General features: G+C 40.1%; 13 protein-coding genes. 7 read left to right on the plus strand and 6 right to left on the minus strand.

What is annotated here, in order from left to right:
* The first annotated feature begins 20 nt into the window (after positions 1-20).
* Complete coding sequence (locus D0S24_RS01015) at positions 21-3,008, plus strand: DEAD/DEAH box helicase (RefSeq protein WP_220377709.1); 2,988 nt, start codon at positions 21-23, stop codon at positions 3,006-3,008.
* Between the two features lie 185 nt (positions 3,009-3,193).
* On the opposite strand, the gene D0S24_RS01020 is transcribed toward D0S24_RS01015, so the two are convergent.
* The 3 genes from D0S24_RS01020 to D0S24_RS01030 all read right to left on the minus strand — a co-directional run bounded on the left by D0S24_RS01020 (position 3,194) and on the right by D0S24_RS01030 (position 4,330).
* Positions 3,194-3,415 (minus strand): RNA polymerase sigma factor, encoded by a 222-nt coding sequence (locus tag D0S24_RS01020; protein WP_117018004.1) that lies wholly within the window; start codon positions 3,413-3,415, stop codon positions 3,194-3,196.
* A gap of 259 nt (positions 3,416-3,674) precedes the next feature.
* Positions 3,675-4,019 (minus strand): hypothetical protein, encoded by a 345-nt coding sequence (locus D0S24_RS01025; RefSeq protein ID WP_117018005.1) that lies wholly within the window; start codon positions 4,017-4,019, stop codon positions 3,675-3,677.
* Positions 4,016-4,330, minus strand: a complete 315-nt coding sequence (locus D0S24_RS01030) for a hypothetical protein (protein ID WP_117018006.1) — start codon at positions 4,328-4,330, stop codon at positions 4,016-4,018. Before D0S24_RS01030 ends, D0S24_RS01025 begins: the two co-directional genes overlap by 4 nt.
* A 145-nt stretch (positions 4,331-4,475) precedes the next feature.
* On the opposite strand from D0S24_RS01030, the gene D0S24_RS01035 reads away from it, so the two are divergent.
* The 5 genes from D0S24_RS01035 (at position 4,476) to D0S24_RS01055 (ending at position 9,689) form a co-directional block, all read left to right on the plus strand.
* The gene (locus D0S24_RS01035; RefSeq protein ID WP_117018007.1) at positions 4,476-6,902 is read left to right on the plus strand and encodes a TonB-dependent receptor; all 2,427 of its coding nucleotides are present in this window, start codon (positions 4,476-4,478) and stop codon (positions 6,900-6,902) included.
* Position 6,903: 1 nt separating this feature from the next.
* Positions 6,904-8,205 carry a PepSY domain-containing protein gene (locus tag D0S24_RS01040; RefSeq protein ID WP_117018008.1) on the plus strand — a complete coding sequence of 434 codons (1,302 nt, stop codon included), beginning with the start codon at positions 6,904-6,906 and terminating at the stop codon, positions 8,203-8,205.
* Positions 8,206-8,609: 404 nt separating this feature from the next.
* Positions 8,610-8,855 carry a hypothetical protein gene (locus D0S24_RS01045; RefSeq protein ID WP_117018009.1) on the plus strand — a complete coding sequence of 82 codons (246 nt, stop codon included), beginning with the start codon at positions 8,610-8,612 and terminating at the stop codon, positions 8,853-8,855.
* Complete coding sequence (locus tag D0S24_RS01050; protein WP_117018010.1) at positions 8,839-9,111, plus strand: type II toxin-antitoxin system RelE/ParE family toxin; 273 nt, start codon at positions 8,839-8,841, stop codon at positions 9,109-9,111. Before D0S24_RS01045 ends, D0S24_RS01050 begins: the two co-directional genes overlap by 17 nt.
* 65 nt (positions 9,112-9,176) lie before the next feature.
* Complete coding sequence (locus tag D0S24_RS01055) at positions 9,177-9,689, plus strand: YfcE family phosphodiesterase (protein ID WP_117018011.1); 513 nt, start codon at positions 9,177-9,179, stop codon at positions 9,687-9,689.
* A gap of 105 nt (positions 9,690-9,794) precedes the next feature.
* Here D0S24_RS01055 and D0S24_RS01060 read toward each other — a convergent pair whose 3' ends face one another.
* Entirely contained in the window at positions 9,795-10,742 is a 948-nt protein-coding gene (locus tag D0S24_RS01060) for a helix-turn-helix transcriptional regulator (RefSeq protein WP_117018012.1), read from the minus strand.
* A 143-nt stretch (positions 10,743-10,885) separates the two neighbouring features.
* Here D0S24_RS01060 and D0S24_RS01065 point away from each other — a divergent pair, with 143 nt between their 5' ends.
* Positions 10,886-11,545, plus strand: a complete 660-nt coding sequence (locus tag D0S24_RS01065; protein WP_117018013.1) for a DUF975 family protein — start codon at positions 10,886-10,888, stop codon at positions 11,543-11,545.
* Between the two features lie 443 nt (positions 11,546-11,988).
* On the opposite strand, the gene D0S24_RS01070 is transcribed toward D0S24_RS01065, so the two are convergent.
* The gene (locus D0S24_RS01070; RefSeq protein ID WP_117018014.1) at positions 11,989-13,413 is read right to left on the minus strand and encodes an L-serine ammonia-lyase; all 1,425 of its coding nucleotides are present in this window, start codon (positions 13,411-13,413) and stop codon (positions 11,989-11,991) included.
* 335 nt (positions 13,414-13,748) lie between these two features.
* Positions 13,749-16,130, minus strand: a complete 2,382-nt coding sequence (locus D0S24_RS01080; RefSeq protein ID WP_117018016.1) for an outer membrane beta-barrel family protein — start codon at positions 16,128-16,130, stop codon at positions 13,749-13,751.
* Between the last annotated feature and the right edge of the window lie 129 nt (positions 16,131-16,259).

The raw sequence follows: 16,259 nt of genomic DNA on the forward strand, positions 1-16,259 counted from the left end.
CCTAATTACAAAACACTGGAATGAAACTCCAAGAACAAATACAGCTCTTAAAACTCTTGTTCAAAGGACGAGACGATGTATTTGCCTTGCGATGGGAAAAGGGTAATAAAAGTAGCTACATGCCTGCCTATCATTACGACCCCTATATGTACCGCCTACACAAGCAGAAAGGAGGAACATTCAGTAATTATAAAGACAAGACCTATTTAAAATTAGATGGCCATCAATTATCAAAACATATAAAAGGCGAGCAATTTATTGGTGTTTATCCGCTTTTAAAGGATAACACCTCTTGGTTTATCGTGGCCGATTTTGACAAGAAAGACTGGAAAGAGCAATCCGTCAAAGCCATAGGTATTTGTAAGGAAAATGGAATTCCTGCTTATTTGGAACGTTCACGTTCCGGAAATGGCGGACATGTATGGGTGTTTTTTGAACAACCATACCTGGCTACAAAAAGCAGAAAGATTATATTGAAACTTTTTGAGCAAGCGGGCATTTTTTCGCTATTTGATAAGAACACAAGTTTTGACAGACTGTTTCCAAATCAGGATTATCTATCGGGAAAAGGGTTTGGAAACTTGATTGCCCTTCCACTTCAGGGAACAGCTTTTCAATATGGAAATTCCTGTTTTATCGATCTCGAAACATTTTCACCTATCCAAAATCAATGGCAATTTTTAAAAGCCATCAAAAAAGTTTCGACCATTCATTTGGATAAGGTTTTACAAGCATTATCCAATCAAAAAGAAGAAGCAAGAGTTCTTTTCAAAAACAGCATTTCCAGTTCTGGAAGATTGCATATTATCTTGAAGAGCAGTGTTATAATCAATCGAAGAGGCTTAATCCCACCAATAGTCGATTTTCTAAAAGAACATTTGAATTTTTTCAATGCCAATTATGCGATTAAAAAAAATACTGGAAGAAGTACTTGGAAAACGGAGCGGTATTTCAAACTTATCGATGAAACCGAGAACACCATTGAAATTCCAAGAGGGTTTATAGGAAACTTGGTTCGGTTTTGTAAGCAACAACATATTGATTATGAATTTATAGATCAAAGAAAACAGTTGAATAAAGTTGGGTTTTCATCTACAATTCAATTGCTAAAACATCAATTCCATCCAGTAGAAACAGCGACAAAAAAAGATTTCGGAATCATTGTAGCCCCTCCGGGTTCGGGAAAAACAATTATTGGGCTGAAAATTATTGAGCATAAACAACAACCTGCATTAATCCTTACCCATAGAAAACAGATTGCCGACCAATGGACGGATAGAATTGAAACATTCTTCGGTATTCCAAAAAGAGAAATCGGTAAAATAGGCCAAGGAAAGATGAAGATTGGTAAGCAGATAACAGTGGCATTGATTCAAACTTTGGCAAAGAAATTATCCAATGAAAATGATATGGGAAAATTGGCATCTGCTTTTGGCACCATTATCATTGACGAATGCCATCATATTCCAGCTAAATCCTTTCGGAAGGTTATCCATAAACTTTCTCCTTATTATCAATATGGGTTAACGGCTACCCCTTTTCGGAAAAACAATGATGAAAAACTATTTTTCGTCTATTTGGGAAATATCATTTCTGAAATCAAGCCCCAAGAAATTGAACATTACAAAAAAGCACGGGTTGTAATTCGGGAAACCAACCTTAATGTTCCCTTTAACTCAAAAACTGACAATTTTGAAACCCTTTCCAAAATATTGGTCCACGATTCCGAAAGGAATAAACTGATTTTAAGCGATGTTCAAGATGAACTGAACAAAGGTAGAAAAGTAGTAATAATCACAGAGCGAAAGGAACACATCCAAACGCTGCATCAGTATCTGAAAAATCAATACGAAGTTGTTCCGATTTCCGGTGATGACAATGTAAATTCACGTGCCATGAAATGGAAAAGCATCGAGCAGGACAACTATCAAACTATTATCACTACTGGGCAATTTTTTGGTGAAGGAGTGGATATTCAAAGTATATCCTGCTTATTTTTGGTCTATCCGTTTGCCTTTAAGGGCAAACTAATCCAATATATAGGAAGGGTACAACGTTCTGAATTAACACCTATTATTTATGATTATCGAGATAAACAAATCCCATATTTGAACAGGCTCTTTTTAAAACGGAACACTTACTACCGAAATCTAGACCGACAAGCTACCTTATTTGAGGATTTACAGGAAACCATTGAAAACAGAATGCCTCTAAGTGACATCGATAAGATTATCAAAATCGCAATCCATGATTTGGATTTTCATTACGGGATGGTCTGTTTTTCGTATAAACTATCAAATGGTGTTTCACTTAAATTTGAAATCGAGAATGAAGAAGTACAGCCAGAATTCGAGGTGTTAAAGCCTTACTTTTCCAAAGTTCTAAATTCAAAATCCGTTAAAGTTCGTATACATGTTGGATTTGAAAATGATGTAGTTGTTTCACAACTGGCCACTTCGGAAGATATTGACCATATCAATAAAGAAATAGTGGATAGTGTAAAATTTCAGTTTATTGAACAAAAGTTTATTAGGAGTGGAAAGTTTGTAAATAAAGAGGATATTGAAGAAGCTCCTAAAACAATAGGTTCTTTCTTTGGTTCTGAAGAAAATTTACTGGAAAGCCTATTGAAAAACAGCAAGTATGTCCACCATAAGCAGTTATTGTATCTAGCAAAACAGCATCAGAATAAAAAGCTGAAAATTAGGTTTGTTTTAAATCCATTTTCATTCGTTTTCCTTTTAGAGGGAGAACAAAAATTTTACATTGTTTTGGAAACATTAGACACCAAAGAGGCGACCTATGTTTGGCATCTTTCGAAAGAACATTCTTTTTTCAAAATAGAATTGGAACGCATCAACCGGAAATTGAACTGGATACGTAAAAATGGGCGCCAATCATTTTTGGAAACCAAAAGCGAAAATTTCAGTAGGATAATCCATGACTATAGCGAAGATAAAAAAGGGTTCTATAAATGGAAGAATGCTTTGGAGGAAAGGTTAGTCTAATAATTGTGCGCTTATAAAACTTACGGTTAAATAGATTGTTTTAATATTTAACAAAGTTTATATTTGCACCGTCAGAAAGTAAAGCAATTTATTTTGAGTTCATTGAAGTATCGTCAACAAATCGGATAACAGTTGTCTCTTTAAGACTGTAACTGGTTGATATATAAAGAATTACGTGGTTGGGTTCAAACTCTGCCACAAACATTCAGGGTGATACGGAATATCCAGGTGGACAATGAGGAGTTGGACTTAAAATTGGGCATTGATTGCCATATTTGGATCAATACTTCTTGGAAAAGGTCTTTGGTATCTTCAGCATCTTTAGAGTAAGCGTAACAAATTCTCAGCACCTTTTGCTCATTTTGTTCCAATGCCTCTAGAAAAGTGGTTTCAAATTCTTTGACCATTCTTATATTTTGTCTATATTACTTTAGTTACAAGAGCTCTAAAAATATGACACTTTGGTCATCTTTTTTTAAGTTATATGCCAAATGCCTTCAGATGTTGGGCTCAAGTGCGATATAGATATCCGCAACATCTTCGGTTGTTTTAAGCAGTGGTTTACTGATTTACTGGTCTTCAGTTTCATTGGCCGTTTTATTTATTCGTTTTGGTAATTTAATTTGTATTGCTAACCTCCCTTCAAATTACATTCTTTTCCCATTGTTATTGTAACCCTTCCCTCAATTTTTCCTCCCTATAATAAAGATTGAGATGGTCCATAAGTTCTTCCTCTCCCTGGGGCATTAACCGGTTGGCAATTGTCAATATTTGGCGGAGATACTCTTTTTCATATCGTTCATTGATGTCATCGTACAATTCCGGGTCGATCACCTTCTTGGCAAGGTAGAGCATGACACGTACTGTTAGTAAGAGATCCAGGTGGTTGTCCACATAAAAGAAGCTTACTTCATATTTATTGTTAAAGAGGGGGTGGGGCTTTAGGGTAGGGTGATGGTCCTTCGCCTGATATTTTAGGCTATTGATCAGTTTTTCTTCGTTCGGGTTCATAGGTGTTGATTTTTAGGTGATTTTGTTTTGGTATGGTCCAAACCGTTCAGCTTTTCGGTCACATAGTCCATAAAATCCATTTGACTGTGGGGCAGTATATTGAGGACCAGTTCCAGCACCCTGCAAACGCTGTCGTGTTTGGTTACATTTTGATGGTTTGGGAACAAGAGCATTCCGTTCCCGTCCAGGGCAAATACACATACTTCCAGAAGGCTGGCGATGTTCAATAGAAGATCATTGTTGTCCCTTATCTTCAGGGAGACCTTATAATTTCCTGATGGATTGCCTGGATCCCGATTTAATAGCCCCATCAGATTTTGGTGCAGTCTATGGATGTCGTTCAGGGTCTTAAGATTGTTTTTTATCTAAAGTCTGTATGAATCATATAATATCTTTTATTCATATTTGGTCTAAATAAGAATAAATGCGTATCATTGCACCTTAAAAAAATTATCCATGAAAAAATTCTATTTCTCATTAACTCTCTTTTTCCTTATTCAAAACATATTGATTGCGCAAGCTACTTTAAAAGGAAGGGTACTTGATCAAGAAGGGGCACCGCTAATGGGCGCCAATATTATGGTTGCCGAAAACGAGGGTACCATTGCCGATTACGAAGGAAACTATACTATTCAGAACCTTTCACCTGGAACCCATACGATAAAAGTAACTTTTATAGGTTTTATTCCACTGAGCCGAACCATAACAGTTATCGATAAAGAGAGTGCAACCTTAGATGTTGTCCTAGTTGCTGCCAGTGAACAATTGCAAGAGGTTGAGATAACAGGAAGAAGGGAAAAATCATATAAGAACAATCTAACGTTTGCCGCAACCAAGACCGCTACGGCCATTAAAGACATCCCTCAGGCGGTAAGTTATGTGACCAAAGAAGTCTTTGCAGATCAACAGGCATTTCGGGTAAACGATGTTATAAAAAACATTAGTGGTGTTAATATGTATTCCTATTATGATGATTTCACCTTCCGTGGATTCCGTTCTGGTGACACCTATATCAATGGCCTTCGGGTTGTGGGGTTATTTGGCCCTGAACCCTTACTGGCCAATATTGAAAGGGTAGAAGTTATAAAAGGACCGGCATCGGCCATGTTTGGGAATTCGATTCCTGGGGGTATTATGAATAGGGTTACCAAAAAACCCTTGGCAGAAGATCGGAAAGCAATTAATTTCACTTTAGGAAGTTTTAATACCCTTAGGACCACTGCCGATTTCACGGGTCCCATAAACGAAAAAGAAACCTTGCTATACCGACTTAATTTAGCGTACGAAAACTCGGATTCTTTCAGGGATCTTCAGGAATATAAGTCCTATGTGATTGCTCCTTCCATTTCATTCTTGCCTACGGATAGGACCCGTATTAATTTTGACCTGGTCATCACCAATTTTGATGGAAAATTGGATCGTGGGCAACCTATTTTTGGGGCTACGGCCGGGACAGATATTTACGCTACCCCTATTTCTTTTGCTATAGGACAGACCAGCGATTTTCATAAAAGCGATGTTGTGTATTCCACTCTTTCCTTAAATCACGAATTCACCGATAATCTTTCTTTTAATGCCTCTTATATCAAGTATCTTTTTGATGAGGATCTGGAAGAACACCGTACCTCCAATCAATTTGCCATTGATGCCAATGGGAATCCTATCCCAACTTTAATGGGAATGCAAGTGATTACGCGACAAGGGCAGACCATTGCCGATAACCTTTCTACCTATTTTGTTTATAAGGCCAAAACAGGAAATCTTGAACATAAAATAGTGGCTGGGTTTGATTATAATGAACAAAAGCAACCTGTTGGTAATGCACAGTCTTTTGCAAGAGGATATCTTTTAGAGGGTGGTGGTGCATCGAACAGTGCCGCAGATTTTGACAATTTCCTTAGGGATGCAAACGGTAATCCTGTACCCAATGTGCCGCATTTTGATTTACAGAACCCTACCTATAATGTTGCTAGACTTAGTGATTATATATTCACCAATTCTCCTTCAGATCCTACAAAATATTACTCTTATGGTTTCTATATCCAAGATCAAATTAAATGGAACAAGTTTCAGCTATTGTTGGGTGGAAGACAGGAATATTATAACGATGTTTCCAATTTTGACCAACCCGAAGAAGAGATTACCACCCAAAATAAATTTCTTCCCCGTATTGGCTTCGTCTATTCGGCCACTCCAAATATGAACTTATATGGGACCTATACAGAAAGTTTTCAGCCCCAAGGTGTGGCATCTTTAAACAACCCCCAAGCTGGCGGACCTTTTGATCCAGTAAATGCCTTTATGCTGGAAACAGGAGCGAAGGGGGAATTTTTCAACAATAAATTAGCGGCCAATCTTGCCATATATTATATAGAAAACAACAACATTCTGATCAATGCCAATGATACCAATAATCCCGAATTGCTCCGTCAGCGTGGACAGGAGGAATCTAAAGGGATTGAACTGGACATTAACGGACGTATTCTGCCCAACTTGAGCATCACCGCTAATTATGCCTATAACGAGGCAACGATTACCGAAAGTGATATTTTGGATGAAATAGGAACTAGCAAAGAGAACGCCCCATTGCATCAAGGAGGAATTTTTGGGAAATATAGTTTTCTTTATGGGAAATTAAAAGGCATTGGTCTTACCTTGGGAAGCAATTTTGTAGGGGAACGCAACACTATGGAACCAACGCTTCAACTGCCTTCTTATATGGTTATGGATGCAGGGGTTTCGTATGAAGTGGATAAATTTAGCATTCGCTTTTTGGTCAATAACCTCACGGACAAGACCCATTGGGTAGGAGGGTATAGTTATACCCGTTTATATCCTGGAACGCCAAGAAATTATCTGTTAAGTGTGGGGTATACCTTCTAAAATGAAATTGGATAAGAAAATATTTTTTAAGATCCATAGTTGGATAGGTGTAAAGCTCAGCATCTTATTTTTTATTGTTTGCTTTTCAGGAACCTTGGCCACGCTTAGTCATGAAATGGATTGGCTTTTTAATCCGGATATGCGGGCAAGTCCACAAAACGAATATGCTTCCCGCAACCTCATTGCCGCCAATTTTAAGGAAGCATATCCAGATGCCCGAATTCAGTATTGGATGCGTTCTGAAGAACCGTATCTATGCGATATCCTCTATAAAATGGAAGGGGATGCACTGAGCTATGTATTTGCCAATCCCTATACAGGAAAAATACAAGGGGAATCCGCGATTACTATTCAGCGCTTTTTTAGGGATCTGCATTATTTTCTGTTCATTCCGTTTCAGATTGGAAATTTTTTGGTTTTGATCTTTGGATTCCTCCTGTTCATTTCATTGGTTACCGCATTATTGTTTTATAAAAAATGGTGGCGTAAACTATTTGAATTGAAAACGGGAAAAGGTCCGCTCGTTTTTTTCCGAAGTTTTCATCGATTGGTCGGACTTTGGTCTGTCCCTTTTACTTTGTTATTTTCTATTACTGGAATTTGGTATTTTATAGAGCGGGCCAATGTAGGTGGAATTGGCGGCGAAGTAAACCCAAAGATGCCCCAATTGGAAATAACCGACCTCACTCAAAATAATGTAGCAGATAATAATTTAAGTTATAACATTGATTATGATAAGGCGATTGCCATAGCCGAAAAAGAGATCCCTGGACTTCATGTGGGCAATTTATACATTCCATATAAGCAAACGGATATACTTGGGTTAGTAGGTAAAAGTAATGTTCCGTTAGTACGCCAAAGGGCCAATAGGGTGCATTTGGATCCAAGATCTTATGAGGTTATCTCTTCTCAAAAAGCCGACCAAATTAGTACAACTATGTGGTTAAACGATATTGCCGACCCGCTTCATTTTGGATATTGGGGAGGAATACCTACTAAAATAATCTGGTTTGTTCTAGGGTTGGGAATTTCCTCCTTGGTATTGTCCGGAATTTGGATTACAATGAAACGCAAGAACCTGAAACAAAAAAAGATTAAACGACCCTTAGGAGTATGGAAATATATAAACTGGGCAGTTTACGGAATTATGCTATTGTTTATGTATATGAGCTTAATAAATCGCTATAAGGCCTCTGTTGAGGCATTAATTACAATCAGTTTTGGTTGGATTGTTTTTATTTTCCTGACCTATTATATTTTCGTTATTAGACTAAACAGAGTTGTTAAGAAAAACAAAGCCTAATTTTTAATGAATCGGGTGGAATTAGGTTTAATTCTATTAAATTCTTCTATATTTATTTGTTGGATGATGGAATTTTATGGGAAAATTTGGACAAAATGCCGGTAAGACATTTGCCAAAATGTGTACGATTGCTCAAGTTTTTCTAAATGGGAGGATAGGGGGCGGTAGGACGAACCTGATACTTTTCCTGATTTATATATAGTATTTATTGTTATTATAAATGCTGAAACAGAGGTCGTTTCTGCTATAAATTTTAGGCCCTTGATGAGGATACTATTTTGGGAAATTATGGCCTGAAACCGACAAAAATTATAAATGCATGGTTGGTAATGTTTACATATGGGATTGATTGGTAATTATTTCGGTAATATTACGTATATTGTACGTATAATTAATATTCGATTATGATACGTAAGGAATTACATTTGGACGAAAAGGTCATTTTGGCATTGGAGGCCGAAGCAAAAAGGCAAAATCGCAGTCTCAAGAACTATCTTGAGTTTTTGGCTATAGAACAGGCCAAAAAACTAGAAGTGCCGTCAAAGGAGTACATGGATATGATGGATGGCCTTTTAAATAAGTTTGATAAAGATGAAATTGAGTTTTCAACCATTGAAGAAGTAATGAGCCGAAATGGAATATCCAGTTAAGGTTTCAAAAGATGCGGAGAAGGATATTTTAACAGCCAAATGTCATTACCGTATTTCCGGTATGGAAAGGCTTTTTGATGATGATTTTATAAAACAGCTAACGTATTTAAAAGCCAATCCTTTCCTCTATCAGATTTACTATCGCAATGTTAGAAGGTCCCACTTTGATAGTTTTAAATATGCTATTCATTTCGTAGTCCAAAATGATGCCCTTTATATTTTGAGAATTCTACATCATAAGCAAGAGTTAATATAAACGATGGTCAAAAAATAACCGACTTGCTGCAACTGGAACAGTAACGATATAAAAAGATACTTCAAATGAAAATCGCCCTAATGTCCGATATCCATGACAACATTTGGAACCTGCAAAAAGCCTTGGCCAGGCCCGAGCTACAGGCTACGGAAGCGATGCTGTTCTGTGGGGACCTTTGTTCGCCCTTTGTCATCCATTTATTGGGGCGGGGGTATTCCGGACCTATCCATATGGTACTTGGCAACAACGATGGGGATGTTGCGGCCATCATGGCAAACTCAAAAAAGTATTCGAATATCCACATTCATGGGGAATATTTTAAAAGTGTCTTGGGTGGGCGTACAGTGGCCATGAACCATTACCCGGATAAAGCGAGGGCCATTGCGGAGAATGGAGGGTTCCATATAGTGTGCTATGGACATAACCATACCATGGTGAACGATGAAATGGTGGGTGACACCCTACTGATCAATCCAGGGGCCATTATGGGCTATCATGGGGGAGGGCTGATGGATATCCCCGCCACCTATTTGGTGCTGGATACCGACCTGCTCCAAGCCGAGGTACATCAAATTTGAGGGGAGGGCCACACAGGAAGTCGTTGCCATTGTTCAAATAAACGACCCCATGTAATAATTTTCAAAATAAAGATAAAAATTGAGAGAGATTGAAAAACCGCAATCCTACCCGTTCACCAAGCGTACCAGCTTCATTCGACTATTTATACCGATTTTGGTATAAATCCTATGGGTATGGTCCTTTACCGTCTGTAGGCTAATAAACAGTTCGTCCGCTATTTGTTGGTTGGTCTTGCCCAGGCAGATCTGCTCAATAATCTCTTTTTCCCGCTTGGAGATGTCATACTTGCTATAAATGAATTCCTTTTTTCCTTGATTCGGGTTTTCGGAATGCAAAGGTGCAAATATCAAATGGGAACGGAGTTTCAGATAAAATACAGGGACAAAACTCGACATAAAGTACACCAATATCAATAGGGCAATCAGCCATGGACTGGAAAAGGCAAAGGCCAATACCAATAGTCGCAATACAAGGCTCCCAAACATCAAAATTATAAATTGGAGGACCATTTTTTTAGTAGCTGGTTTTTGTTTTTTGGAATAGTGCCGGGCAATACCAACAAATAGGAGCGTATATCCCAGTTCCAAACCAATGAATATTACCATTTCCGCATACATGGGATGTGCTGTAATTAACGAAGGAACGGTATTAGTTGAAAAGTAAATTCCGGATGCGATAGCGATGACAGATGCCAAAAAAATAAGATAGATCCGAAAAGCTTTGTTCTTTGACTCTACAGCAACTACGGAAAAACCCATTTTAATTAACATATACCAGGAAATAAGTAGGAAGGGGACGCCAAGTACAGGTGAAAAATGGGTTACCTTTTCCACGGTCGTAACCTCCACCTCAATTGAAGAGAGGATGACCCGCATAATGATCGGTGCCCAAATGCCATAAAAGGCAAATGAATAAAAGGTGGCCAAAAAATAAAAGTAGTTACGATGAAATTCGGTATTGTAGGTGGTAATGAGCTGGTGGGCCACCAAAATACTGGCCGATGCTATGGCGGCACAAAAAACAAATACGACTATGAAGGTTAAACTAAGCAAAAATAATTCTGTTATAGGCTAAAAGTATAAAAATGCAGGTAATCCCAACCCCTACTTAAGTAGTGATTTTAAATTCACTACTTAAGTTGGAATGTAATTTAATAAGACACCCTTACATTTACCCGAATTTAAAATCAAAGCTCATGGAAATCATAAAAGCGGAAAGAAGACCTGAAGCAACCATTACGGGAAGTTATGGTTATGGATGGCAACAAATGTGGAAACATTTTTTGTATTTATTTTTAGTGATGATCATTGTGGGTATTGCAGAATCCCCGATCTCCATTATTAGTGATTCCGATGCCGAGAATTCTCCTGGAAGGATCATTGTACAGATTTTGGCCGCCGCCTATTGGTTGTTGGTCTTTTCAGTAATCAAATATGGGGGTGACTTAATGTACCTGCGTGCCGTTCGCAACCAAAAATTTGAAATCGGTGAAATGTTCGATGGCTTTAAAAAGAACTATATCAATATCATCCTTGCTAATCTGCTTACCTTTTCCATAATTGGTTTGGGCTTTGTTTTTCTAATAGTACCCGGAATTATTTTGGCCTGTAGGTTGGCTTTCGTTTCCTACCTGGTAATGGATAAAGATATGGAGCCGGTTGCCGCAGTTGAAAAAAGCTGGGAAATGACCAGAGGGCACGGATGGCGGCTTTTTGGGATGGGCCTGCTTGCAATTCCCGTAGCAATAGGCGGATTCCTCTGCTTTATTGTCGGGATTATATTCTCCATTATATGGATTTCCGCAGCGTTTGCCTCTATGTACCATGCCGTGGACCTATCAAAAAACAGTAATTGAAGGTAAAGATATTTGTTGTTGAGAAATGGCCTAGCCTTTCCAAAGGGGAATAAAAAGTAAATGATTTTGCCACATTGAACCAGAAACCTTGGACTCAACCTTGAACCTTGGACTTTGAACCTTGAACTTTTTCCCTGCCCACTGCCCGCTTCTGTAAGAGATCTCGATCCCCGTCCGGACACGGCCGTCACTTCGACATAAGCCCTTTTCGGGCGATTGAGAAGTCGCACATACTTGGTCTGAGCTACATGTGCGATTTAGCTTATAACATTTTTATTTTACGGGTATTCGTGAACCCTCGGTTTCTCCCTTTGGACACTCCACAGACATTGAACCTTGAACCTGAAACTTTGAACAAAAAATACGGTCCAGTTTCTAGGATCCAGAATCTAGATTCTAGATTCTAATTTCTAAATACTCACTACCCAATACTATGTAATACATCAACAATCGCTGAGATAAACGCCAACGGCGAGCCCCCCTTCAGAGGTTTCCTTGTATTTGGTATTCATATCCTTGGCCGTTTCCCACATGGTATTGACTACTTTGTCCAATGGTACTTTTGCATTGGCAGGGTCCGAGTCCAATGCCAGTTCCGCCGCATTGATGGCCTTAATGGCTCCCATGCAATTGCGTTCTATACACGGAATCTGTACCAATCCGCCTATTGGATCACAGGTAAGGCCCAGATGGTGTTCCATGGCAATTTCCGCTGCTATCAGTACCTGTTCCGGGCTGCCGCCCATAAGCTCTGTTAGTGCTGCGGCGGCCATGGCGGAAGACACGCCGATTTCGGCCTGGCAGCCGCCCATGGCCGCTGAAATGGTAGCCCCCTTTTTAAAGATGCTGCCAATTTCTCCCGCTACAAGAAGGAATTGCTTAATATGTTGAAAGCTGGCCTGGTGGTTCTCTATGACCATATAGTACATGAGCACGGCCGGTATTACCCCGGCACTGCCATTGGTAGGGGCGGTGACCACTCTGCCCAGGGAAGCGTTTACCTCATTCACGCTTAGGGCAAAACAACTCACCCATTTAAGGATGGAACGGAACTTAACTTCGGTCTTTCTTATAGTAGTCAGCCATTGCTGGGGGGTGGAATAGGGGAGGTCGCCCTTTAGTTTTTGATAGGTATCATAAGCCCTTCTCCGCACATTGAGTCCGCCTGGCAGGCTCCCTTCGGTATGGCATCCTATGTACATGCACTCCAGCATGGTATCCCAAATATGTTGCAGGCCCCGGTCTATTTCCGTATCGGAACGCAGGGAACGCTCGTTTTCCAGCACCAATTCGGAAACGGATTTGTTTTCTTTTTTGCAAGTGGCCAAGAGGTCCGCCCCCTTTTCTACGGGAAAGGGGAAGGCCTTAAAAACTTGCCTTTTCCTTTTGGACCTTTTAAGCTCCTCTTTAACAACAAATCCCCCTCCAATGGAATAGTAGGTTTCGCTAATGGATTTGCCGTTGGCAAGGCTGGCGTTAAAAGTGAGTCCGTTGGCATGGAATGGCAAAAATTCCCTTTTGAACAGGATATCCAATTGGGGATCGAATGGAATCTCCTTGGCATTGTTCAACAGCAGTTTTTTGCTCTCCCGGATCCCGCTTATGATCCCGCTTATATTTTCAATAGGAATATTGACCGGGTCGGCCCCTGTAAGGCCCAACATAATGGCCAGATCGGTGGCGTGGCCCTTTCCGGTCAGGGAGAGGGAGCCATATACGTCCACCTGTATATGGGCAATGTCATGGAACAATTTTTTTTCCAATAGTTCGCCAATAAACCGTTCTGCGGCACGCCATGGGCCCAAGGTGTGGGAACTGGAGGGGCCTACACCTATTTTGAGCATATCGAAAACACTAATGCATTCCATTTTATGTTGTTTTATCAGGTTAAATATATGGTTTACAATTGGAAAAATCGATGTAGATATAAACGACTTGATTAGGAATTGTGAACCTATTTTGAGAATTTGGCGTATGTCCTATTTGGGCCAGGTTCCAAGATATAAGCGATTTCCCATAATGGTAAGGGTGGGTCACTGTTATCATATTTGATGGCTGGAAAAATAACAACAAATTGCCCGTCACCATTTTTAGGGTGATAAAGGGAAATGATATGCCGTGCACTGTTTCCCAATAGAAGGGGAAGATTAAATGGAACCGGGATTGATCAAGGATTTTGTGTTGGCCCAAAACCGGGATTTGGTTACATTCTGTTCTGTCCGGAATACTGCATGGCCTCTCCCTTACCAAAGCCATAGCTAAAACCAAGGGCTACAAATGTACCGCGTTGACGGCGATTGTACACTTCGTAATTGGCCTGGGCAATTTGGCTCTCGTCTACCCTGGAGGCGAACAGGTCCCTCACACTTAAATTGAGGACGGCCTTGCCTTTCAGGATACTTTTTCGCAGCCCCATATCCATAAAGAGCATATCGCTAACGTTGCTTTGTACGGTTTGGTAACTGGATTGGTAATTGCCGGTCATTTCCATATCGAAATCCGATGGAAGTTTAATTTTTGTCATTAATTTGGAAGTCCATTGGTCATTGTTAAAATCGAAAACAGTGGTCTCGAAGATACCATCCCTTTGAAATTTGTTGTAATTAAAATCCCCGTTCAGGCTAAGCCATTTTGCAGGGCTATATTTTGCATTGAATTCGATACCATAAGCTTTGTTGGTTCCAATATTTTCGGGCCTGCTGGTGCTAATGTTGTTTTCAAAGGTGGTAATGCCCTCTATGACGTCTGTGGTATAACGGTGGTACGCCCCAAAATTGATACTGGCAGGACCTAAAATGTATATACTGGTTACCTCATAGGAATCGGTAAACTCGGGCTGTAATTCGGGATTTCCCTGGCGTATGCTATAATTGTTCCGGATATTGAAGAAAGGGTTCAAATCCCACATTCTGGGTCGGTATATTCGTTTGGAATAGCCGGCCTGAATGGAAATCTTGTTACTGAATTTATAGGAGCTATGAAGGCTGGGAAAAAAGTTGCCATAGTTTTCATCGTTGGCAGAGTCCGTTGTGACGAGCAAGGTATTCTGATCGGTATGTTCCAAGCGCAGGCCTCCTTTTACGCCCCATTTTTTACCTTCATAAGATCCTGTACCGTATAGGCCCAGCACCTTTTGGTCGAATTGAAAAACATTGGTCAGACCAGGGTCGTTGACAAAGGCTCCATCTATGAAATTATTTACCTCAAAATCATTGCTTACGTCGTTCATTACGTATTGGGCTCCGGTTTCCAAGGTCCATTCGTCCGAAATAGGATTGGTATAATCCAGTTTGTAGGTATATATGGCTTCCTTGAAATCGGTTCTTGTCTGTTGCCTGGAATCATTATCCGCTCCGGAAATAGTGCTGTTGAGGAATTCGGAGGATTGGTCCTTCCCAAAGAAATTTCCCAGTCCGCTAAAAAGTAGGGTATGGTCCTCATGGTTTTTAAATTCCTTTTTGTACTGTAGTTCAAATTGAAATTTTGGGTTTCTCGCATCTGTAACTTCGGTGCGTTCCCATTCCGAGCCAATGGCATTGTTGGAATCCAGGGACACAAAACTGGTGTTGGAGGGTTGGTCCTCTATTTCCATGGCAAAGTTTCCGGAGAGGGTCAGTACATTGTTATCATTAATGTGATAGTCCGTTCCCAAGACAAAATTATAATAGGCTTCATTCCGGTACTCGGTACCCGTACTAAGAACGGTAATGTTGTTTTCCAAATCTACGTTTCTGGTTTCAATATCGTTGGGCAAATCCCGAAGCCCTGCTCCCAATTGGGTGAACAAGTTGAAATTCTCGGTTCTCCTATTTAGGCTAACCCCAATACTATGGCTATCTGGGGCCCCGGTATTCACAGAGATGGAACCGTTAAGGCCTTTGCGTTCCTCCTTTTTTAATACAATATTGATTATACCGGAAGTACCCTCGGCATCATATTTGGCCGAAGGATTGGTCATTACCTCTACCTTTTCGATCATATCCGCCGTAATGGTCCCAAGGGCATTTCCTTCCTCACTGGCAATGATGGACGGCTTGCCATTGATGAGGATCTGCACTCCCTGACTGCCCCTTAGGCTAACGCGGCCCTCCATATTAACGTTAACGGATGGTACATTGTTTAAAACTTCCAAGGCACTTGCCCCGGTAGTACTGAGGTCTTTGCCTACGTTGAATACCCGTTTGTCCAATTTAAATTCGGTACGCGAAACTTCACCTTGTACCACTACTTCCTGTAATTGTTCCACATCTTCCGAAAGGGCTATTTTCCCTAAATCTATAATTTTGCCCTGGGTTGGTGGTGGTCCAAATGTTTTGGTCCGGAAACCAAGAAAACTTACTTCTATATAGTATTCGGTAGCAGCGGTCTCCAAGCTAAAACGACCATCATCCATAGTGGTAGTACCACTTATGGGTTTTTTGGTTTCGTTATCCCCTACCATTACCGTGGCATATGCAATGGGCTGTCCGCTGGACTCCTCCACCACGGTTCCCTTTATGGTAACCGTGCCTTGTTGCGCCATGGCCATGGGGCAAAAGAGGATTAAAGAACTGGCGATGAACATATGTACCAATATTTTTTTCATAGTTTCCTTTAATGGTTTATAATGGCATTGTAAGAATTGCAAATATGAATCTTTTTATTGGGACAGCTTGGGTATTTTCTGCAAACGACAAAAGTATTCCATTAAACAACAGACCTCATCTGGTATTAA

It is taken from the genome of Arenibacter sp. P308M17 (genome assembly GCF_003426735.1).
Classification (GTDB): Bacteria; Bacteroidota; Bacteroidia; order Flavobacteriales; family Flavobacteriaceae; genus Arenibacter.